We start from the raw sequence: 20,558 nt of genomic DNA on the forward strand, positions 1-20,558 counted from the left end.
CAACACCGCGGTTGATGCAGGCCTATGCGGTGGGGCGGTGAGACCATGGAGACAAAACCAGTCCTCTCCGTCCGCAACCTCACCACCTCCTTCCTCGTCGATGGCGCCTGGAAAAGCGTCGTGCGCGACGTCTCCTTCGATGTCGCGCCCGGCGAAACCGTCGCGATTGTGGGCGAATCCGGCTCCGGCAAGTCTGTCACCTCGCTCTCCCTGATGCGCCTGTTCGCCCCGGCCTCCAGCCGGATAGAAGGGAAGGTCCTGCTTAACGGCCGCGATCTGCTTTCGCTCTCCGAGAAGGAAATGCGCGGGGTGCGGGGCAACGACATCTCGATGATCTTTCAGGAGCCTATGACGTCGCTCAATCCGATCTTCACCATCGGCCGCCAGATTTCGGAAGTCCTCATTCGCCACAAGGGGCTTTCGAAACGTGAGGCGCGGGCCGAGACGGTACGGCTTCTGGAAAAGGTCAGAATTCCCAATGCGGCGGGCCGTTTCGACGAATATCCGCACCAGTTTTCAGGCGGCATGCGCCAGCGCGTGATGATCGCCATGGCGCTCGCCTCACGACCGAAACTGCTGATCGCCGACGAGCCGACGACGGCGCTCGACGTGACCATTCAGGGCCAGATCCTCGACCTGATCAAACTGCTGCAGGAAGAGGAGGGCATGTCGGTGCTCTTCATCACGCATGACATGGGCGTCGTGGCCGAAATCGCCGATAGGACGATCGTGATGTATCGAGGTGATGAAGTCGAGACCGGGCCGACCGATGAAATATTCAAACGCGGAAAGCATCCCTATACACGGGCGCTGCTTTCGGCGGTGCCGAAGCTCGGCTCGATGCGTGACCGGCAATGGCCGACGCGTTTTCCCGTGCTCGACATGAAGACCGGTCTTTCGACTGAGCCTCAGGAGGTGGCCGAAACTGTTGCGAGCGGTCAGACGCCGGTCCTGTCGGTCAAGAACCTCGTGACGCGTTTTCCCATCCGGTCCGGCCTGCTGGCGCGCCAGACGGGTGCGGTTCACGCCGTTGAAAACGTCTCCTTCGATCTCTTCCAGGGTGAAACGCTGTCGCTTGTCGGTGAATCCGGTTGCGGCAAATCTACCACCGGCCGCTCGATCATGCGGCTTGTGGAGCCGTCGTCCGGCGATGTATCGCTCGATGGTTATGATGTGATGCGGCTTGATACCGTAGGTCTGCGCAACATGCGCAAATCCGTGCAGATGATCTTTCAGGATCCGTTCTCCTCGCTCAATCCGCGCATGACCGTCGGTACGGCGATTTCTGAGCCCTTCATCAAGCACAGGCTGGGCAGCAGCAAGCAGGCGAAGGAAAAGACCGCCGATCTCCTGGAAAAGGTCGGCCTTTCAGCGGACATGGCCAATCGCTACCCCCATGAATTTTCGGGAGGCCAGCGCCAGCGCATCGCCATTGCCCGGGCGCTTGCCCTCGATCCAAAGGTTATCGTCGCCGACGAAAGCGTCTCGGCACTCGATGTTTCGATCAAGGCGCAGGTGTGCAATCTGCTGCTCGACCTGCAACAGAGCCTCAACCTCGCCTTTCTGTTCATCAGCCATGACATGGCGGTGGTGGAGCGTGTCAGTCATCGTGTCGCGGTGATGTATCTGGGCGAGATCGTCGAGATTGGCCCGCGTGCGGCTGTTTTCGACAATCCGCAGCATCCATACACGAAAAAACTAATGGCCGCCGTGCCAGTGCCTGATCCCGCGCGACGCGGATTGAGAAGAGGAATTTCCAACGAGGAGCTGAAGAGCCCAATTCGTAAGATAGGACACACGCCCCCCAAGCGTGAATATCGGCTGGTTTCGCCCGGGCACATGGTTCAGGTATAAGACGATAAGAGACACTTGTGAGCTGACGCACTAGCCTCCAAACAAAACCCCGCCGAAGCGGGGTTAGGTGTTACCAGCCCTGACGGCCGTACCAGTCATCTATATCTTTCTTGGTACGGTCCTTTTCGTAGCCGTAGCGCTCCTGGATCTTGCCTTCGAGTTGTTCGCGCTTACCGTTGATGACATCAAGATCATCATCAGTGAGTTTGCCCCACTGCTCCTTGACCTTGCCCTTCATCTGCTTCCAGTTGCCTTCAACGCGGTTCCAATCCATCGGTGCTCTCCCTTTTGTTGGTTTGCAACCAGTAAATGTCTGAACCTGAAACAGGTTCCGTTCAGACTGGCAGATATAAGTTGCCGCTAAAATGCCACGAAAACACCGCGATTCATTCAGCCACAGTTCACCCGGCGGAGCGCTAAATCGTGCCATCCCACAAGGAGGGAAATAAGATGCGCAAGACGATACTCACCGCCGGACTGGTTTTCGGCGCCCTGTTTGGCACCGGCGCAAATGCCATGCCTGTTGGCCAGCCGTCCACACCTTCGGCATCCCATGTCCAGACGGTGGATTACGCCTGCGGACGCGGATTCCATCTGTCGCCGCGCGGTTATTGCCGCCCAAATGGTCCGCCGCGATATGAGCGTGGCTGGGACCGCCGTGACCGGTGGGAAGCGCGCCGGGAATGGCGGGAGCGCCAGGCCCGTCGTGAATGGCGTGAGAGAAGAGACTATCGCGACTACCGACGCGATTATTACAGATACTGATCATGCGAGGCCCTCCCCATTCAGGAGGGCCTTTTCTTTCTGCAACTACGCAGCTCGGCGAAAGAGCGTCCGTTGGAGTGTCACTGCTGGTTGGACAGGCTCGTATTTCCTGAAAAGCGGGAAAACTTAGGAGCGCCTCTCCGCGGGCGTCGTCCTTGCATCCGCGCTATGGACCGGCGGGTTGCCCTGAGGTGCGTTTGAGCTACTATGCGCCCATGGCGAGGAGGCCATGTTACAGGAGGGTTCATGATTTACCGGTCTTCAAAACGGCGCACAGTCTTGAAAATGGCCGCTGCTGCGGTTTCCTTTGGCATGCTGGGTGCTGCCGCGAGCGCGCAAGGCTTTCCCGATCGCACGATTACGCTGGTTGTTCCGTTTGCAGCGGGCGGCTCTACCGATGTTGTCGCGCGTGTTATCGCGCAGAAGATGGGTGATGAACTCGGCCAGCAGATCGTCGTCGAAAATGTCGCCGGTGCTGGCGGTAATCTCGGTGCCGACCGTGTCGCTCGCGCCGAACCTGACGGCTATACGATCCTGATGGGAACGGTGGCCACCCATGCGCTTAACCCGCTGATTCTCAAAACCAAACCATACGACCCGGAAAAAGATTTCACCCCGGTTTCGCTGCTTGTGGTCGTCCCCAATGTGCTGGTCGTCAATCCGAAGCTCAACGTCAATAGCGTTGCCGAACTGATTGCGCTCTTGAAGGCCGAACCCGACAAGCACGCCTACGCTTCATCTGGGAATGGCACGCCGTTGCATCTTTCCGGTGAGTTATTCAAGAGCATGGCTGGCGTCACCATGCAGCATGTTCCCTACAAGGGCGCAGGCCCGGCGCTCAACGATCTGCTCGGCAACCAGATTTCAATCATGTTCGACAATCTGCCGTCGTCATCGGGTCATATCAAATCCGGCACGTTGCGGGCGCTGGGCGTCACGACCAGGGAGCGCGCCTCGTCGTTTCCGGATCTGCCGACGATCGCCGAGACGGTGCCCGGTTATGAAACCTACACCTGGAATGCACTCTTTGCGCCTGCCGGCACGCCGGCCGAGGTGGTCGACAAGTTGAATGCTGCGGCCAAGAAGGCGCTTGCCGATCCGGCGGTCGCCGCCCGCATGGCGGAATTCAGCGCCAAGATCGTCGCTTCTTCGCCGGATGAGCTGAAAACCCACGTTGCGGCGGAAATCGCCAAGTGGGGACCGGTGGTCAAGGACGCGAATGTGCAAATGGACTGACCGGTAACGACGGATCTCATCGCGATTTTCCGCCGCGCGTCCTGAAGGTTGCGGGCGGAAATGATGGCCTGACATCAGCGTGGCCGATGTTCCCGTTGCATCGGCCACAGTTCATATCGTCGCACCCAGCCGGTGTGGCGTTTCAGCATCACTCACCAGCCGGTTGCAAAAACCCGCTTGGCAAGCTTTGAGCGCTGAGTTACAAATCTCGCTACCGCGTCAGATCGAACAAAGGGAGGCGTTGCATGACACCAGCATTCTTCGAAACCCTCCCGCAGGGAATGACCCGACACTAGGTCATATCCATTCGCGGCCCGCCATCGCGCGCCCGACATGCGGTTTTATTTTCCCCCACAGCCCGATTGATCTGACGGGGTCACATCGTCTCCCGCCCGGGCTGTGCCATCCAACTTCCGTTTTGAGGACCGGTCGCCGACTACAGGGCGCTGGGCTGGTAAAAATGACTCGCAAGAAGCTCGATTTCCGCGCCGATGCTTATCGCAACGTGCTCGGCTTTGTTTTCAACCATTGGCGTCATCGGCCGTCGCTGGTGGGTTTCATCATCGTTCTGGTGATTGCCAGCACGCTCGCCGAAGTGATGGTGCCGGTCTTTTCCGGCCAGATTGTCGATGCCATTGCCGGGGGCAACGGTGCAGACAACGCTTTGCGCGCCTTCGTCATCGTGGTGGCGCTGGGGCTGGTGAGCGTTGTGCTGCGCTGGTTCATCTTCAACGGTATCATCCGGCTGACGCTGAAAATCATGGCGGATGTCGCCAATAATGGCTTCCACAAGGTGCAGCGTTTCTCCACCGACTGGCATGCCAACAGCTTTGCCGGTTCAACAGTGCGCAAGATCACCCGGGGCATGTGGGCGCTGGATTCGCTTAATGATCTGCTGCTCGTCGCGCTTTTGCCGTCCATCGTCATGCTGGTGGGCGCCACCATCGTGCTCGGCAGCTACTGGCCGGTTATGGGCCTGATCGTCGGTCTCGGATCGCTGATCTACATCGGCGTCACCGTTATGCTTTCCATGGGCTACGTATCGCCAGCGGCACGGCTGGCCAATGCCTGGGACACCAAACTCGGCGGTGCTTTGGCGGACGCGATCAGCTGCAACTCGGTGGTCAAGGCCTTTGGCGCGGAGGTCCGTGAGGAGGTCCGGCTCAACCATGTATTGGCGAAATGGGATAACCGCACGCGCAGGACATGGAAGCGTGGGACGCTGAACGGCACCATCCAGGGGTTCATGATGGTATCAATGCAGGCCGGCATCCTCGGTACGGGTCTACTGATGTGGCGACAGGGGCTGGCCTCACCTGGCGACATCACCTTTGTGCTTGCGATGTTCTTCGTACTGCAGGGTTATCTTCGAGATGTCGGTCAGCATATCCGTAACCTGCAACGTGCCGTCAACGACATGGAAGAACTGGTGCTGCTGGACAAGATGCCGCTTGGAATCGAGGACAAGCCGGGTGCCGGCCCGATCAGGATCGGCAAGGGCGAAATCGTCTTCGACCATGTCACGTTCCAGTATGGAGCTCATCCGACACCGCTTTATGATGACTTCTCCGTCACCATCAAGCCGGGTGAAAGGGTGGGTCTGGTTGGTCACTCCGGTTCGGGCAAGACGACTTTCGTAAAGCTCATCCAGAGGCTTTACGACGTGAAGTCGGGCGAAATTCGCATCGACGGCCAGAACATAGCCGACGTGACGCAGTCGAGCCTTCGCGGCCAGATCGCCATCGTTCAGCAGGAACCTATCCTGTTCCACAGGACGCTTGCAGAAAACATCGCCTATGGCCGGCCGGGCGCAACGCGGCGGGAGATCGAGCAGGCGGCGAAACAGGCGAGCGCCCACGGCTTCATCATGTCCTTGCCCAAGGGCTATGAGACCATGGTGGGTGAACGCGGTGTCAAGCTGTCCGGCGGTGAGCGTCAGCGCGTGGCCATCGCCCGTGCATTCCTGGCGGATACGCCGGTGCTGATACTCGACGAGGCCACGTCCAGCCTCGACAGCGAAAGCGAAGTGCAGATCCAGCAGGCGATGGAACGCCTGATGGTCGGTCGCACCACGCTCGTCATCGCCCATCGGCTTTCGACGGTCAGGGCGCTGGATCGGCTTTTGGTGTTCGACAAGGGCAGCATCGTTGAGGAGGGCGATCATCAGGCTCTCATCCGTCTCAGCGACGGTATCTATCGGCGGCTGTTCGAACGGCAGGCACTGGAACTCACCAAGGGTCTTGTGGCCTGAAAACAGAAGGATACGCCGGAGCGCCCGGCGTATCCTTATCCCGCCCAGCTATCGGCGCCACGAAGGTGCCGGTTTTTTTGCTTAGGACACGTTGTCCGCAACACAAACAGGATGGTGCACCATGGATTTCCACCCGATCACAACGCCGCAACGCCTTGTCATCCGGAGAACCCATATCCATGCCGCATTCCATCACGCTTTCGGACCTGTCGTGGTCGACACATGACGGTCATCCGCTCTTTTCTAACATCAATCTTCGCTTCGGGCCCGAACGCACCGGCCTCGTCGGGCGCAATGGCGTCGGCAAGACGACGCTTCTCAAATTGATCGCCGGCGAACTGACCCCGTCCGCAGGCACGGTTTCCGTATCGGGCAGCGTCAATCTTCTGCGCCAGAGCGTGCAGGTCGTGTCCGACGAGACCGTCGCCGACCTGTTTGGAGCGCGCGACGCGCTGGACGTGCTTGCCCGTGCGCAGGCGGGAACGGCCACTCTGGAAGAGATTGAAGACATCGACTGGATGCTGGAGGAGAAAATTGCCGGGGCGCTCGCGCAGGTCGGGCTGGACGCCTTGCCCACCACGCCGCTTTCGGCTTTATCGGGCGGCCAGCGCACGCGGGTCGCACTTGCTGCTCAAATCCATGCTGCGCCGGATTTCCTGATCCTCGATGAACCGACCAACAATCTCGACCGGGACGGGCGCATTTTCGTTGCCGATTTTCTGGCAAGCTGGCGCGGCGGAGCGATCGTCGTCAGCCATGATCGGGAGCTTCTCGAAACCCTCGACGCGATTGTGGAAATGACGACGCTCGGCGCTACCCGCTACGGTGGAAACTGGAGCCGCTATCGCGCACAAAAAGCGCTGGAGCTGGCCGCCGCCGAACAGGACTTCGCGAATGCGGAAAAGCGTCTATCCGAGGTGAAGCGCCGGTCGCAGGAAGCGCTGGAGCGCAAGGCGCGCCGTGACAGCAGGGGTGCCGCAAAGGCGGCGCGCGGAGATATGCCCGGTATTGTTGCCGGCGCGATGAAAAGGCGGGCCGAAAGAACAAGCGGCGATAACGCCAACCTCGCTGGCCGTCTGGCGGCCTCGGCAACGGACGATCTGAAAGCGGCGCGGGAGCGGATCGAAATCCTGCAATCTGTCAGCGTCACTTTGCCGTCGAGTGGGCTACATGCGACAAAAATGGTGCTCCGATTGCAGAACCTGACCGCAGGCTATGAGGCCCAACAACCCCTGCTTCGCGATCTCTCCTTTGAGATCATCGGGCCGCAGCGCGTTGCCGTGACTGGCCCCAATGGATCGGGGAAAACAACGCTGCTTTCAGTCATCACGGGTAAGTTGCCGCCGTTCGCTGGAGCCGTGGATGTCGGCGTCAAAGCCGTATTTCTCGATCAGCAGGTCAGTCTGCTGGATGCAACCCTGTCCATCCGCGACAATTTCATGCGGCTCAATCCGCAGGCCGGTGACAACGCCTGCCGGGCGGCACTTGCGCGCTTCATGTTCCGCGCGGATGCTGCTTTGCAGATCGCTGGAACACTCTCGGGCGGGCAGATGCTGCGGGCCGGGCTGGCCTGTGTTCTGGGCGGCATTGAGCCTCCGCAGCTGTTGATCCTGGACGAGCCGACGAACCACCTTGATATCGATTCCATTGCCGCCGTGGAGGCCGGCTTGCGCGCCTATGACGGCGCGTTGCTGGTCGTCAGCCACGACGAGGCATTTCTTGCGGAGATCGGTATCGAGCGTCGGCTCGTACTGGGCTTGGGCTGATTATGTCGAAGCCGGCGCTCAGTAGTTTACGGTGACCACGACCGTGTCGGCATAGTTGCCAGGGGCCGGCGTGTTCTGTGCCGGCACGCGCCCGTAGACCGTCAGACTCTGCAGGCTACCCGTTCCCGTTCCGGTGGCTATCTGGCCCGCGGCGCTACCCCAGACATTGGTGCGGCCCGCATCACGGTAAAGACCGTAGGTAACGGATGCCGCGCCCTGAACCATCTTGCGTGCGGCAGGCGGACTGTTACTGAGGCCTCCATTCAAAGCCACGCTGTAGCTTAGATTGCTGGTGCAGGTCAGATTGATCGCCCCGGTCGCATCCACTGCTGTGTTGAGCACGCCGTGACTTCCGAAATTGATGCTGTTTGCTGAGACGATGCATGTCGGCGCGACGGCGGCAGTCACGTTGAACGGAACCTGGGTGGCATTTTGGGTGACAGACGAGCAGCTTGGTGCGAGAAGCGTGTAGCTTTCGTAGGTGAAACTCGTTTCCGCACCGGCAAAACTGGAGAGATATGCGCCTCGCACCGCTGCGGACTGACCGGCATTGATCCGGCCATAAAGGGTGCGGGTCGTGGTGTTGACAAGAAGCGGCAAGGCCAGGTCGATTGGTGGAGGAGATCCGAGTGCCGGTTGTGTAACCGATCCCCAGGTCGTCGTGCGTGCAGAATTCTGGTATAGCTGGTAATTGAGGATATTGCTTCCCTGCAGCATCCGGCGGACACCGCCCGATTGCCCGCCGCTTCCCGCATTGATGTTAGGACAGATGCGAACGGAAAGCGCCAGAGAAAGCGGATTATTGCAGGTCACCGAAAGGGTAGCCGTCGTGTCAACGGCAGCGCCCCCTGCGAGATTGACGAAGCCGAAATTCATGTCCGACATGCTGAAAGTACAGGTTTGCGCCAGAACGGGCGCCGCCGAAAGAACGGCTGTAATTGCAATGGCAACGCGGATAAGACGCCTCATTGAATGCTCCTGCACGTGGTTTCGAACGTTGCGCGCGTCTGGCTGTCGTCGGAGACCGTGATCTGCGCTTCGCATTCACCTTTGGTCGGCTGCGTGATGTGAAGCCTGTGCGTCGCGCCGATGTCGTCGAGATAAGCCTGTCCGTCATAACCGACGACGAAATCGCGCTTGCCGTCTATTGTCCCGGTCGACCCGGTTTCGATGAAGTCGCCATTCTCGTTTTTCAGTGTCACCAGCGCCACCTGTCCTTCGGTTTCCACCTTGAAATTGACAACGGCGCCAGCACGTTCAGTAGGCCTGACCATCTGCTTGGTGTGGTCGATGCGAGCATCAACGGGCAAGTTGCTGGGGTCGAGCGTGATATTGTTGAGGTCATAGGAGCGCAGATTGGGCAGCAATATCTTGCCGCGCCGGTTCGTCTGGCCGATCGGGCGGTTTTCAAGCATGATATCGACACCGGGTGCACCCGCATCGACAACCGCGAAGGCATCATCGATGCGGTTGCCGAAGAAGACGTCGCCCCCGGCGAGTGCGATCGACCCTTCGATTTGCGCATAGGCCTGTGTCGTGTTGTTGAACTTGTCAACGCCGGCAGAGACGCGGGCAGCGCTGCCGCGATAGCTGCCCGAGGCCGAGGCGATGTCGTTGGCACCAAGCCCGCCGCGCAGCCGCCAGCCATAACTCCCCTCCGCCTGTTCGTCCGATTTCACGGCCTCCGCCGTCAGCGAATACCCATCGGCACTGGAGGACATGCCGGTTGAGGCCGACACGCCACCGCCGAAGGACCAGGAGAGGCCGGCGAAAATGCCGTAGGAATTACTGTCCTCCAGATCCTTGTAGGCCGTGACGAAAATATTGCCGCTTTCGCCAAAGGGCCGCGTTGCGGAGAGACCGAGGAGGCGGGATCGACGCTCGTCGAATGTTTCAAGCTGGGTGTAGGAAAAGTTTAGGCTGGTCTCGTCGAAGCCGAGTTGTGTTGACACGGAAATCTGGTCGAGCGACCGCGGCGGCCGGACGCTCAGAAGCCCGGAAGCAAATTGATTTTTTGAGTTGTTGGAAGAGACGGATGCCATGTCATTGTAATCGCCGAAAGCCCGTTGCGATCGCGCGTTGATCCGCACGCCAAGCAATTCGGCTTCGACACTTGCCGAAAGCTGATAGCCGCTTTCGTCGCCGAAATGGCTGGATGCGCCGGAAAAGGCCGCCAGTCCATGGGATCCGAGTGTGAAGATCCCGCCCAGGCCGACATTGTAAAAATCCTCGCCACCTTCTGCATGGCCTTCCACCGTCAGCCCATCCGATACGCCGTAGCGCACCGTCGCCGACCCCAGCAGCCGGTCGTCATAATCGAAGGAGGAAGTTCCGTAGTTGCGCCGGGCAAAACCGACTTCGGCAGAGAAATCGATGAGACCCTTGGTCAGCAAATCCGGCGACGTGTAGAACGGGGTTTCCGAAACGGTTTCTCGTCCCAGCGCATCTCTCACCACCAGCCTTGCATTGCCCACGCCGCTGATGACCGGGAGATTGGTGATGGAAAAGGGGCCTTCCGGCACATCCTGCGACAGCCGTCGGATATTGTTGACGTAGACATCGACAGTGGAGGGCACGGCCGCCGAGCCCGCAAATTCCGGCATGGGCATCGTGACTATATCGGGCCTCAGTTCAAAGTTCCGGCGAATCTGAAACCCGCCCAAACGCGTTGGGCGTGTCCAGCTCAGCCCGCCGGTAATCAGGTCGCCAGCGCGGTAGCTGGTGAGTGTTTCCTCGTCCGAATAGCTCCAGGTGGTATCTAGGCGCTGCGTGTCGAATTCAGACTGGCGCGATGTGCTGAGGACGTGCGACGAGGACAGCACGCCGAGTGGGCCGAAGGCGCGGCTTTCCAAAAGCGCTGAAATGCCGTTAAAGTCCGCGAGATCGGACCATTTATTGCCGCCGGAGGCGCCGTAAATCGTGTAGTTCACCAGACCTCCAAAATCGCTTCTGGCTTTCTCCTGCGTTTCGTCATCCTCCTCCGCCGCCGCTTTTCCGGATGCGTCGATGACCTTGCTTGCCCGCGCTGTCATCGTCAGGCTAAAATGCATGGACTGTGTACTGCTGTCATAACGCGCCACGACCTCGGGCAGCATGGAGATATCAATCCATCCATCGTCGCCGATGGCGCTTTCGACCGGGGAGATCCCAATATTGGTCAGCTGTTCCGGCTCGATGAGAAACGATCCGGCGGCGTTTTGACGAAATGTGGCGATCATGTCTGTCGATACATCGTTGATGTAGACTTCGAGTTGCAGCTGTCCGGCCTCGTTTGCGGCAACAGAGGTCGGCTGTGCCGCAGGAGGTACGTCCTGCGCCACGGAGAGACTGCTCGATGAAATGACCGTCAGAGCGGCAATCGTCAAAACGGCAAGGTCAGCCGCCCGAAACGCGCGCCGTCGCATTGACGGGGCCGCCTTCGCTGTCTGCGGAAATCTTTAATGTGCCGCCGCCTTTCTTGCCGCCCATCGCCGGAACCACAAAACTTGCAGCGGAGCCACCAAGGACATATCCGACCAGGCCCTGCTGACGGGCAACTGCCTGGCCGTTACCGGTGGCGAGCATCAGGTTGGCGAGCCTTATGCGCCTGTCACCGGTATTGGATACCGAAACCCGGTAGCCATTGCCCTGGGGCGTGATCTTCCAGGCCGGTTCGGCTCCGTTTGTGGCGGCGGGGGCGAAGAACACGGGTATTGAATGACGCACGACAAGATTGACCGTGCCGGATTGCGGTTTTCCCGCCGGGGGCAGTTCGTCAACGATGACGCGGTAGCTTTCTTCGCCGCGCACGGGGGCCTTTGAAAGCCGAACGATGCGGATGAGATTTTCCGCGCCACCTTTCAACTGGGTCATCGGAGGGCTCGCAACCACATCCTGGGTTGCAGTGTAGACATCCTGACCGTTCTGCTGCGTCCAGCGGAAAATCCTGACCTGGACGTTGATAGGCTTTTTTGCATCGTTCCAGATGCGAAGGCTCGACGCTGCCGTTGGGGCCTTGAGATCAAGAAGCACCGGCGCAACCCGCAGGGATGCAGCCTGTGTAGGCGAAACACTCAACCCGGCAAAAAACGCAGCCGCTAAGGTAAAAACACGCATGCGCGATCCTCCCTGTGGCGATCAGTAATTGAGCGTGGCCGTCACCGTATCCGTATAGACGCCGACCGCGGGTGTCGTCTGGGCAGGTACGCGCCCATAGACGGTAAAGGTCTGCGGTGCCCCGGTGCCCGTCCCGGTTTGCCGGTCGGTTCCCACCGTGTTGCCCCACACCGTTGTGTGGGCCGCAGTTGTGTAGAGCGAGTAGGAGATCGTCCCACCCGCTGGAGACGTCATCAAACGATTGGCAACGGTCGCTCCCGTACCAGCGCCGGCGCTGAGGCCGAGACTGAACGGGGTGCTGGCCGTGCACTGCACGACGATGTTGCTGGTGGCGTCAATCGGTGCTGCAATGACGCCGCTCGTGCCGAAATCGAGATTGCCGGCCGAATTGATCTGGCATGCGGCCTGAATGGTGATCTGGACGTTGAAATTTGTGGTGGCGACCTGCGCCAGACTTGCCGCTGGCGTGAAAACCAGCGCCGCCAGTGATAACAGATAGCCTGATGCCCGAAACCTCATGCTGCCTCCCCAAGCTGGTCGCGCTGCCGATTTGGCCATGCGCGCCTTCTAATTGCCCTGATAGCGAGTAATTAGAACATGCTAATACTCGCGCCGATTTGGTTAATAAATGATTAACAATCGGGCCTGCAAAACTATCGGATGAAATGCCGTAGTGCCCGCAACTTACGAAGGTAAGCCAACGCCTGTCCTGACGGGCTCGAATGCTTGCTTTTTTATCCCTCCACGTCGCCCTTACCGCACCGCGGCATCTTGTCAGCCGCCTCGTGTTGGCGTAGTCGAAACGACAGAAAACCCGGGGCTTTCAGCGCGACCTTCCGGTGGCGTTGAGCTTGGCTCCACAGACACCTCAACGTTGGGACAGCGATGACACTTTACTTGGATTACCTGGCTGAAATCAAAAGCAGAGAACCACAGGGTCTCGCGCCGAAGCCGATTGACGATGGCGCACTGACAGCCGAAATCATCGAGCTGATCAAGGATGCTGGGAGCGAGCATCGCGCCGATGCGCTGAAGTTCTTCATCTACAATACGCTGCCCGGTACAACGAGCGCCGCTGGCGTCAAGGCTGCCTTCCTCAAGCAGATCATCCTCGGCGACGTCATCGTTCCCGAGATTACGCCGACGTTTGCGCTCGAGTTGCTGTCGCACATGAAGGGTGGACCGTCCATCAAGGCTCTGCTCGATATCGCGCTTGGTAACGATGCCGAGATCGCCGTCAAGGCGGGCGAAGTCCTGAAAACCCAGGTCTTCCTCTACGACGCCGATATGTTCCGCTTGCGCGATGCCTACAAGGCCGGCAACGCCATCGCCCGGGGCGTATTGGAAAGCTACGCGAAGGCAGAGTTTTTCACCAAGCTTCCCGACGTCGAAGACGAGATCAAGGTTGTCACTTTCATCGCTGCGGAAGGCGATATTTCGACCGACCTGCTTTCGCCCGGCAATCAGGCCCATTCGCGCTCCGACCGCCAGTTGCACGGCCAGTGTATGATCTCTCCCGAAGCGCAGGGACAGATCGTCGCGCTTCAAAAGCAGCATCCTGACAAGCAGGTGATGATGATCGCTGAAAAAGGCACGATGGGCGTTGGCTCCTCGCGCATGTCCGGCGTCAACAACGTCGCGCTGTGGACGGGAAAGCAGGCAAGCCCCTATGTGCCCTTCGTCAACTACGCGCCGATCGTTGCCGGTACCAATGGCATTTCGCCGATCTTCGCAACCACCGTTGACGTGACCGGCGGCATTGGTGTCAACCTTAAGAACTGGGTGAAGAAGCTCGGCGAAGATGGCAAGCCTATCCTGAATAATGACGGCAATCCGATCCTAGAACAGAAATATTCGGTCGAAACCGGTACAGTTTTGAAAATCGACACCAAAAACCACAAGCTTCGTGACGAAAACGGCACCGAGCTGGTGGACCTCGCCGCGTCCTTCACGCCTCAGAAGATGGAGTTCATGAAGGCGGGCAGCTCTTACGCCATCGTGTTCGGCAAGAAGCTTCAGACCTTCGCTGCTGAAACGCTCGGCGTTGAGCCAACCCCGGTCTTTGCGCCCAACAAGGAAATCTCCATCGAAGGGCAGGGCCTTACCGCCGTCGAGAAGATCTTTAACCGCAATGCGGTTGGTGTCACGCCCGGCAAGGTCCTGCATGCCGGCTCCGACGTTCGTGTTAAGGTCAACATCGTCGGTTCGCAGGACACGACCGGTCTGATGACGGCACAGGAACTCGAAGCGATGGCGGCGACCGTCATTTCGCCGCTGGTGGATGGCGCCTATCAGTCGGGCTGCCACACGGCCTCCGTGTGGGACAAGAAGGCGCAGGCCAACACGCCGAAGCTCATGTCCTTCATGCACAATTTTGGCGTCATCACCGGGCGTGACCCGAAGGGCGTCTATCACTCCATGACGGACGTGATCCACAAGGTGCTGAACGACATTACCGTTGATGACCGGGCAATCATCATCGGCGGCGACAGCCACACCCGCATGTCCAAGGGTGTCGCCTTCGGTGCGGATTCCGGCACCGTCGCGCTGGCGCTGGCAACCGGTGAAGCGACTATGCCGATCCCGCAATCGGTCAAGGTTACCTTCAAGGGCACGATGCAGCCCTATATGGACTTCCGCGATGTGGTGCATGCCACCCAGGCACAGATGCTCCAGCAGCACGGCGACAACGTCTTCCAGGGCCGTGTGATCGAAGTGCATATCGGTACGCTGCTCGCCGACCAGGCCTTTACTTTCACCGACTGGACGGCCGAGATGAAGGCTAAGGCGTCGATCTGCATTTCCGAAGACGAGACGCTGATCGAGTCACTGGAAATCGCCAAGTCGCGCATCCAGATCATGATCGACAAGGGCATGGATAATGAGGCTCAGACGCTCAAGGGTCTGATTGCCAAGGCAGATCAACGGATTGCTGAAATCCGTTCAGGTGAAACGCCAGCTTTGAAGCCGGACGCCAACGCGAAATATTTCGCCGAGGTCGTTGTCGACCTCGACGTTATCAACGAGCCGATGATTGCCGATCCTGACGTCAACAACAACGACGTCTCCAGACGCTACACGCACGACACGATCCGCCCCGTTTCCTACTACGGCGCTTCTAAGAAGGTCGATCTCGGTTTTGTCGGCTCGTGCATGGTGCACAAGGGCGACGTTAAGATCGTTGCGCAGATGCTGCGCAACATCGAAAAGACTGAAGGAAAGGTCGAGTTCAAGGCGCCGCTCGTCGTCGCCGCGCCGACCTACAACATCATCGACGAGCTGAAAGCGGAAGGGGATTGGGAAATCCTGCAGAAGTATTCCGGTTTCGAGTTCGATGACCTCAACCCGAAGACCACGAACCGCACCTCCTATGAGAACATTTTGTATCTCGAGCGTCCGGGCTGCAATCTTTGCATGGGCAACCAGGAAAAGGCCGCAAAGGGGGATACGGTTCTCGCAACCTCGACCCGTCTTTTCCAGGGACGCGTCGTGGAAGACAGCGCCGACAAGAAGGGTGAATCGCTGCTCGCTTCCACCCCGGTCGTCGTGCTCTCGGCAATTCTAGGCCGCACACCGAGCATTGAAGAGTATCGCTCTGCCGTCGAGGGGATCGATCTGACGAAGTTCGCGCCGCCGAAGACGACGCCGATCGATTCCCAGTCGGTGCATTATTAAGCGCCTCCGCTCTCGGGTTGGACCGTGAATGCGTTCACCCGGACGAGCGTCTCAAAACCGAACGCAGCGGAAAGAAATTTTCGCTGCGTTTTCATTTTCATAGACGGACTTCTTCGTGCTTCCTGCCAAACCGCGAAACGAACTTTTTGCCGCTGAATTGTCAGCACTTGCACGGCTGGGTAACACTTCATTTAGTGATTTCGTGAAATCTAAAATACGCAGGTTCCAAGGGTTCATCCGGAGCCGGTAGAACAAGTAGAACAGCTCAGAGTCGCCTTGGGCACGATTGCCAAACGCTTCTGCTTGTCGCCCTATGAGGAGGGGCAACAGCTACCCGCGATGTTTTATCATATCGTTCTCCAGTCTGCCTTATCGGCAGCGAGAGAGCGCTTGCCTTGAGGCCATTTATGTCTTTCCTGAAGAATACCAAGATAAAAACGAAGGTCGTTTTTGTTATCTCGTTGATGAGCCTGATGTCACTGTTCGGCATAGGCTATGTCAGTGTGCAATATAAAAGCACCGACGCCGTTTATAGCGACTTTATCGGACATGAGGCGCTTGCGGCCGTGCTGAACGCCCGAACGAGCGGCAATCTGAACGCGCTCGGCATGCAGATGTTGCGCGCCAGCCTTAATGACCCGACCAGCAGCGATTTCGATGCTGCCGTCAAAACCTTCAGGGCAGATCGCAAGCAGCTCGAAGAGCGCCAGAACAAGATCATGGAACTTGTCCCGGCGCGCACGGAGGCAGCCCGTGACATCCTGAAGGGTGTTGTTGAAGTCGAGGAGATCGGCAATCAGGTCATCACCCTTGCGCAGGCTGGCAAGCAGGCCGAAGCGCAGCTTATGGCGCTCAATGTGCTGAAGAAAATCGCTGAGGTCTCGCCGAAGATCAGTGCCGGCAACGAGCAACTCATTCAGGTCATGAATGATGGCAGGGAGCGGCTGACGGCCAGCACGACAACGACGATCTGGACAGGCCTTATCGAGCTGGCGCTGGTGTCGCTTGCCGTTATTGCGCTTGGCCTTCTCATCTGCTCTCGCGGCATTACCACACCGATAGCGCGCCTTCGCGCGCGAATGGAATCTCTCGCCGCCGGCGACACGTCAACCGAGATCGACGGTAAGGATCGCGGCGACGAAGTGGGTCAGATGGCGGCGACCGTTCAGGCTTTCCGCGAAAACGCGATTGAGCGCATCAGGCTTGAAAATGAGACTGAGGCCAACCGATCCATGTCCGAGAAGGATCGAATCGAGCGCGAAAAACAGAAGGCGCAGGAGGCGGCCGACATCCAGTTTGCCGTCAACAATCTTGCAACGGCGCTCTCAAGGATCGCGGAAGGTGATGTGACCTATCGGATTGCCCAGCCTTTTGTGCCGAGCCTTGATGGTATTCGCGGCGATTTCAACCGGGCGGCCGAACAGCTGCAATCGACGCTGACACAGGTCGCGCAGAATGCACGCGGAATCGACGCTGGCGCCAACGAGATCAGATCCGCGGCGGACGACCTGGCAAGACGGACGGAGCAGCAGGCTGCTGCAGTGGAAGAGACGGCAGCGGCACTTGAAGAAATTACGACGACGGTACGGGATTCGACCAGGCGGGCGCAGGAAGCGGGCCAACTCGTCGGTCGCGCAAAGATCGGCGCGGAAAAATCCGGCGAAGTCGTCCAAAAGGCCGTGTCCGCCATGGAGCAGATCGCCAGCTCCGCCAATGAAATTTCCAACATCATTGGCGTAATCGACGAGATCGCGTTTCAGACGAACCTTCTTGCGCTGAACGCCGGTGTGGAAGCGGCGCGAGCGGGTGACGCCGGCAAGGGTTTTGCCGTCGTCGCACAGGAGGTGCGTGAACTTGCCCAGCGTTCCGCCAATGCCGCCAAGGAAATCAAAAACCTGATCATGACATCGAACGGGCAGGTACAACAGGGCGTGCAGCTGGTTGGTGAAACCGGGAAAGCTCTGCAGCTCATTGTTTCGGAAGTGCAGGAAATCAACCGCCACGTTGCGGCCATTTCTGAATCGGCACAGGAGCAATCTTCCGGGCTGCATCAGATCAATACGGCTGTGAACCAGATGGATCAGGACACGCAGAAAAATGCTGCGATGGTAGAAGAAAGCACAGCGGCAAGTCACGGCCTTGCACGTGAGGCATCGTCACTGAACCAGCTGATCGCCCAGTTCAAGCTCGCTGAAGCCGGTTATGCTGACGCATCCGCTCCCGTGCGCGGCGCTTCTGCTGCCGACCGACCAGCTGCCTCGCCCGCCCGCGCGCTCGGTGGGCGCATCAGGGCGGCGTTTTCCGGTAATACGGCTTTGAAAGCCGATGTGGGCAACTGGGAGGAGTTCTGACCGTCGTCCGCTGACTGGCCAAGGCAACTGGCTGGGTGCCGAGGGCGCTGATACGACATCAAAGCCGAAGATCTGAGCTTTGCTTAGATCTTCGGTTTTCTGCTTTTCAGCCTTCGTCGGTCTGATCCTGCTTGGCCTTCCGGTCATTTTGCGGTAACCAGGGCGCATGATAAAAACCTCGAGTATCACCTGCATCTAGCTCCCGCCTGCGCGCGAGGAGCATCCGACGCAAAGCCGGCTGGCTTGCGTTCGGCACAGGCTTGTCTGAAGGCAAGCGAATGCGACCAGATGCAGTGAGATCATCTCCATGGAAAACTATTTTGAAAGCCCTTTCAGGGGCGTCACGCTTGATAAGCAGGTAGGGAACCCGAACCTTGTGGTCGGGAAATACAGCTATTACTCCGGCTACTATCACGGCCATAGCTTTGAGGATTGCGCCCGTTATCTTTTGCCCGATGAAGGCGCAGACAGGCTGATTATCGGGAGCTTCTGCTCGATAGGTTCAGGCGCCGCTTTCATCATGGCCGGTAATCAGGGCCATCGTAACGAGTGGATCAGCACCTTCCCGTTTTTCTTCATGCCGGAGGTGCCGGAATTCGAGAATGCCGCGAACGGTTATCTGCCTGCTGGCGACACCGTTATCGGCAATGATGTCTGGATCGGCTCAGAAGCGATCATCATGCCCGGCATTACGGTGGGCGACGGCGCCGTGATCGGGACGCGGGCTCTTGTGACGAAGAATGTTGAACCCTATGCCATCGTTGGCGGCAATCCCGCGAAAACCATCCGAAAGCGGTTCGATGATGACAGCATCGCGATGCTACTCGAGATGAAATGGTGGAATTGGCAGGCGCAGCAACTGAAGGCTGCGATGCCACTCATGACCGGCGGCAATGTCTCGGAGCTTTATCGCTTCTGGCAATCCGACTTGACCTAGTCTTGTTAAGGCAGGCCCGCCTCACCGGGGGCGGGCCTGTGCACTTGTGGCTGCGGATGAGAACAGTCCAGGTTTTATACGCTGGCATTCGGCGGCTGTGTGAAGACGCCGATACGAGAGCCTGGACAGATATTGGTGATGAAAATTAGTCGCACCGGATTCCGCTTTGTTTAACCCCGTTGCCGGAAATCTCGCAAGTGCGGTGGTGTTGCTCTAGCGTCCTGCCGGCTTTTCCAGCAAGGAGCGGGCTCGCCGCTTTTCATATCAAGCAAGGCCAGCATGCCCTTTCAAAAGACCAGAGACCGTGAGGAATATTCGCAGCACCTTCATCTCCTGTGCCGCATAGCCGCATGGCTTGGTCTTGCGCTGGGGACTGGCTGGTTCCTCTTCTTCGTTTTGACAGGACGCTGGAATATCGCGGTCAGCCTTCTTCTGCTTGGCGTCGCAGTCATCCCGTGCTGGGTGATTTGCCTGAGGGGCCATTTTTCATGCGGTCTCATTCTCGCTCAGATCGCTTGCACCCTGTTTGTCTGCTGGTATTCGCTATTTATCGATGTTCAGGACGCGGCGGTTCCAAGAACGACGCACCTCTACCTCCTCGTCATCGTTTTCGTCGGCTATATGAATTTTCAACGTCAGCGCTCGCTCCCGCAGTTTATCGTTATTACGGCGGGTCTTCTGGCTTTCATTTTCCTGTGTGCTTCCGCCGCCAACCTCCCTTTCAGCACCCCGATTTCACAGGATGTCCGAAGCGTCAGCGCATGGTTCAACGGCATATTCGCAACGGGTATGTTGTGCGGTGGCGTCGCAGCGATGCAGGCTCAGTTCCGAAGCCAGACAAAAAATGCACTCGAGCTGCGATCCGCACTCTCCAACGGGCAATTCGAGCTTTTCTATCAGGCGCAGGTGCGGACGGACGGTTCGCTGAGCGGTGCGGAGGCGCTTTTGCGCTGGAACCATCCCAAGCGGGGCCATATACCGCCCGCGGAATTCATCCCGCTTGCGCAACGCACGGGGTTCATGCCGACGCTCGGTGCGTGGGTGATTGCCGAGGCCTGCACGACGCTTGCCCGTTGGCAATCTAAAGCTTCAATGCGCCACCTCACATTGTCGATCAACATCACGGCGGACCACTTCGTGGATGCGGGATTTTCCGCTCAGCTTCTCGAAGCCGTTTCATCAAATGGCATTGACGCACGGTTGCTCAAGCTGGAACTGACAGAAAGCGTTTTCCTTTCGGATATAGAAGCCGCCATTACCAAGATGAAGCTGCTGCATCACGCCGGGTTTGCTATCGCGCTTGATGACTTCGGAACGGGTTACTCGTCGCTGAGTTATCTACGCCAATTGCCTTTAAAGCAGCTCAAAATCGATCGAAGCTTCGTTAAGGGCGTGAGTGAAAGCGGGCGCTTGGCGGCAATAACAAAAAACATTGTCAGGATGGGACATGATCTCTCCCTGGAGGTCCTTGCCGAAGGGGTGGAGACGGAAGCAGAGTTGCGCATGATGCTGTCATACGGCTGCGAGCTTTTTCAGGGTTATTTTTTTGGACGACCGACTTGTCTAGCAGAATTCGAGCAATACGCGGCCCGCACCTAATCCGCCGAAAAGCAGCGATGTTGTAAATC

At 58.5% G+C, this 20,558-nt stretch carries 14 protein-coding genes; 9 read left to right on the forward strand and 5 right to left on the reverse strand.

The features are described 5' to 3' along the window. Nucleotides 1–45 precede the first annotated feature (45 nt). Nucleotides 46–1,854 (forward strand): ABC transporter ATP-binding protein, encoded by a 1,809-nt coding sequence (locus ACUTJJ_RS10270; protein ID WP_445542052.1) that lies wholly within the window; start codon nt 46–48, stop codon nt 1,852–1,854. A 70-nt stretch (nt 1,855–1,924) separates the two neighbouring features. Here the strand turns inward: ACUTJJ_RS10270 and ACUTJJ_RS10275 are convergent, their stop codons facing one another. Next, on the reverse strand, nt 1,925–2,128 hold the full coding sequence (locus ACUTJJ_RS10275; protein ID WP_010974103.1) for a CsbD family protein: 204 nt from the start codon (nt 2,126–2,128) through the stop codon (nt 1,925–1,927). A 176-nt stretch (nt 2,129–2,304) separates the two neighbouring features. Here ACUTJJ_RS10275 and ACUTJJ_RS10280 point away from each other — a divergent pair, with 176 nt between their 5' ends. From ACUTJJ_RS10280 to ACUTJJ_RS10295, 4 genes are all read left to right on the forward strand, one after another. Next, nucleotides 2,305–2,619 carry a GCG_CRPN prefix-to-repeats domain-containing protein gene (locus ACUTJJ_RS10280; protein WP_445542053.1) on the forward strand — a complete coding sequence of 105 codons (315 nt, stop codon included), beginning with the start codon at nt 2,305–2,307 and terminating at the stop codon, nt 2,617–2,619. A gap of 246 nt (nt 2,620–2,865) precedes the next feature. Further along, a complete protein-coding gene (locus ACUTJJ_RS10285; protein ID WP_209091652.1) occupies nt 2,866–3,855 on the forward strand; it encodes a Bug family tripartite tricarboxylate transporter substrate binding protein in 990 nt (329 codons plus the stop codon). A gap of 460 nt (nt 3,856–4,315) precedes the next feature. Beyond that, nucleotides 4,316–6,106, forward strand: a complete 1,791-nt coding sequence (locus ACUTJJ_RS10290) for an ABC transporter ATP-binding protein (protein ID WP_445542054.1) — start codon at nt 4,316–4,318, stop codon at nt 6,104–6,106. Between the two features lie 179 nt (nt 6,107–6,285). Then, nucleotides 6,286–7,872 (forward strand): ABC-F family ATP-binding cassette domain-containing protein, encoded by a 1,587-nt coding sequence (locus ACUTJJ_RS10295; RefSeq protein WP_445542055.1) that lies wholly within the window; start codon nt 6,286–6,288, stop codon nt 7,870–7,872. Between the two features lie 18 nt (nt 7,873–7,890). Here ACUTJJ_RS10295 and ACUTJJ_RS10300 read toward each other — a convergent pair whose 3' ends face one another. The 4 genes from ACUTJJ_RS10300 to ACUTJJ_RS10315 are packed head-to-tail and all read right to left on the reverse strand — an operon-like array spanning nt 7,891 to nt 12,486. Continuing rightward, entirely contained in the window at nt 7,891–8,841 is a 951-nt protein-coding gene (locus ACUTJJ_RS10300) for a Csu type fimbrial protein (protein WP_445542056.1), read from the reverse strand. Continuing rightward, the gene (locus tag ACUTJJ_RS10305) at nt 8,838–11,276 is read right to left on the reverse strand and encodes a fimbria/pilus outer membrane usher protein (protein WP_445542057.1); all 2,439 of its coding nucleotides are present in this window, start codon (nt 11,274–11,276) and stop codon (nt 8,838–8,840) included. The genes ACUTJJ_RS10300 and ACUTJJ_RS10305 overlap by 4 nt, the downstream gene beginning before the upstream one ends. Beyond that, nucleotides 11,248–11,967: a fimbrial biogenesis chaperone gene (locus ACUTJJ_RS10310; protein WP_445542058.1), complete on the reverse strand. Its 720-nt coding sequence runs from the start codon at nt 11,965–11,967 to the stop codon at nt 11,248–11,250. The genes ACUTJJ_RS10305 and ACUTJJ_RS10310 overlap by 29 nt, the downstream gene beginning before the upstream one ends. Before the next feature lie 21 nt (nt 11,968–11,988). After that, nucleotides 11,989–12,486, reverse strand: a complete 498-nt coding sequence (locus tag ACUTJJ_RS10315) for a Csu type fimbrial protein (protein WP_209091658.1) — start codon at nt 12,484–12,486, stop codon at nt 11,989–11,991. A 366-nt stretch (nt 12,487–12,852) separates the two neighbouring features. On the opposite strand from ACUTJJ_RS10315, the gene ACUTJJ_RS10320 reads away from it, so the two are divergent. From ACUTJJ_RS10320 to ACUTJJ_RS10335, 4 genes are all read left to right on the forward strand, one after another. Further along, complete coding sequence (locus ACUTJJ_RS10320) at nt 12,853–15,642, forward strand: bifunctional aconitate hydratase 2/2-methylisocitrate dehydratase (RefSeq protein WP_445542059.1); 2,790 nt, start codon at nt 12,853–12,855, stop codon at nt 15,640–15,642. 407 nt (nt 15,643–16,049) lie between these two features. Further along, complete coding sequence (locus ACUTJJ_RS10325) at nt 16,050–17,993, forward strand: methyl-accepting chemotaxis protein (protein ID WP_445542060.1); 1,944 nt, start codon at nt 16,050–16,052, stop codon at nt 17,991–17,993. A 307-nt stretch (nt 17,994–18,300) separates the two neighbouring features. Next, entirely contained in the window at nt 18,301–18,930 is a 630-nt protein-coding gene (gene catB / locus ACUTJJ_RS10330) for a type B chloramphenicol O-acetyltransferase (RefSeq protein ID WP_445542061.1), read from the forward strand. A gap of 279 nt (nt 18,931–19,209) precedes the next feature. Next, nucleotides 19,210–20,529 carry a putative bifunctional diguanylate cyclase/phosphodiesterase gene (locus ACUTJJ_RS10335; RefSeq protein ID WP_445542062.1) on the forward strand — a complete coding sequence of 440 codons (1,320 nt, stop codon included), beginning with the start codon at nt 19,210–19,212 and terminating at the stop codon, nt 20,527–20,529. Nucleotides 20,530–20,558 lie beyond the last annotated feature (29 nt).

Source organism: Agrobacterium sp. DKPNP3, assembly GCF_052686535.1.

What these genes read in the sequence shown, in the direction of transcription:
- ACUTJJ_RS10295 (WP_445542055.1), top strand. Translation starts at nt 6,286, where the DNA reads ATGCCGCATTCCATCACGCTTTCGGACCTGTCGTGGTCGACACATGAC.
- ACUTJJ_RS10275 (WP_010974103.1), bottom strand. Translation starts at nt 2,128, where the DNA reads ATGGATTGGAACCGCGTTGAAGGCAACTGGAAGCAGATGAAGGGCAAG.
- catB (WP_445542061.1), top strand. Translation starts at nt 18,301, where the DNA reads ATGGAAAACTATTTTGAAAGCCCTTTCAGGGGCGTCACGCTTGATAAG.
- ACUTJJ_RS10310 (WP_445542058.1), bottom strand. Translation starts at nt 11,967, where the DNA reads ATGCGTGTTTTTACCTTAGCGGCTGCGTTTTTTGCCGGGTTGAGTGTT.
- ACUTJJ_RS10315 (WP_209091658.1), bottom strand. Translation starts at nt 12,486, where the DNA reads ATGAGGTTTCGGGCATCAGGCTATCTGTTATCACTGGCGGCGCTGGTT.
- ACUTJJ_RS10270 (WP_445542052.1), top strand. Translation starts at nt 46, where the DNA reads ATGGAGACAAAACCAGTCCTCTCCGTCCGCAACCTCACCACCTCCTTC.
- ACUTJJ_RS10285 (WP_209091652.1), top strand. Translation starts at nt 2,866, where the DNA reads ATGATTTACCGGTCTTCAAAACGGCGCACAGTCTTGAAAATGGCCGCT.
- ACUTJJ_RS10280 (WP_445542053.1), top strand. Translation starts at nt 2,305, where the DNA reads ATGCGCAAGACGATACTCACCGCCGGACTGGTTTTCGGCGCCCTGTTT.
- ACUTJJ_RS10335 (WP_445542062.1), top strand. Translation starts at nt 19,210, where the DNA reads ATGCCCTTTCAAAAGACCAGAGACCGTGAGGAATATTCGCAGCACCTT.
- ACUTJJ_RS10300 (WP_445542056.1), bottom strand. Translation starts at nt 8,841, where the DNA reads ATGAGGCGTCTTATCCGCGTTGCCATTGCAATTACAGCCGTTCTTTCG.
- ACUTJJ_RS10305 (WP_445542057.1), bottom strand. Translation starts at nt 11,276, where the DNA reads ATGCGACGGCGCGCGTTTCGGGCGGCTGACCTTGCCGTTTTGACGATT.
- ACUTJJ_RS10290 (WP_445542054.1), top strand. Translation starts at nt 4,316, where the DNA reads ATGACTCGCAAGAAGCTCGATTTCCGCGCCGATGCTTATCGCAACGTG.
- ACUTJJ_RS10320 (WP_445542059.1), top strand. Translation starts at nt 12,853, where the DNA reads ATGACACTTTACTTGGATTACCTGGCTGAAATCAAAAGCAGAGAACCA.
- ACUTJJ_RS10325 (WP_445542060.1), top strand. Translation starts at nt 16,050, where the DNA reads ATGTCTTTCCTGAAGAATACCAAGATAAAAACGAAGGTCGTTTTTGTT.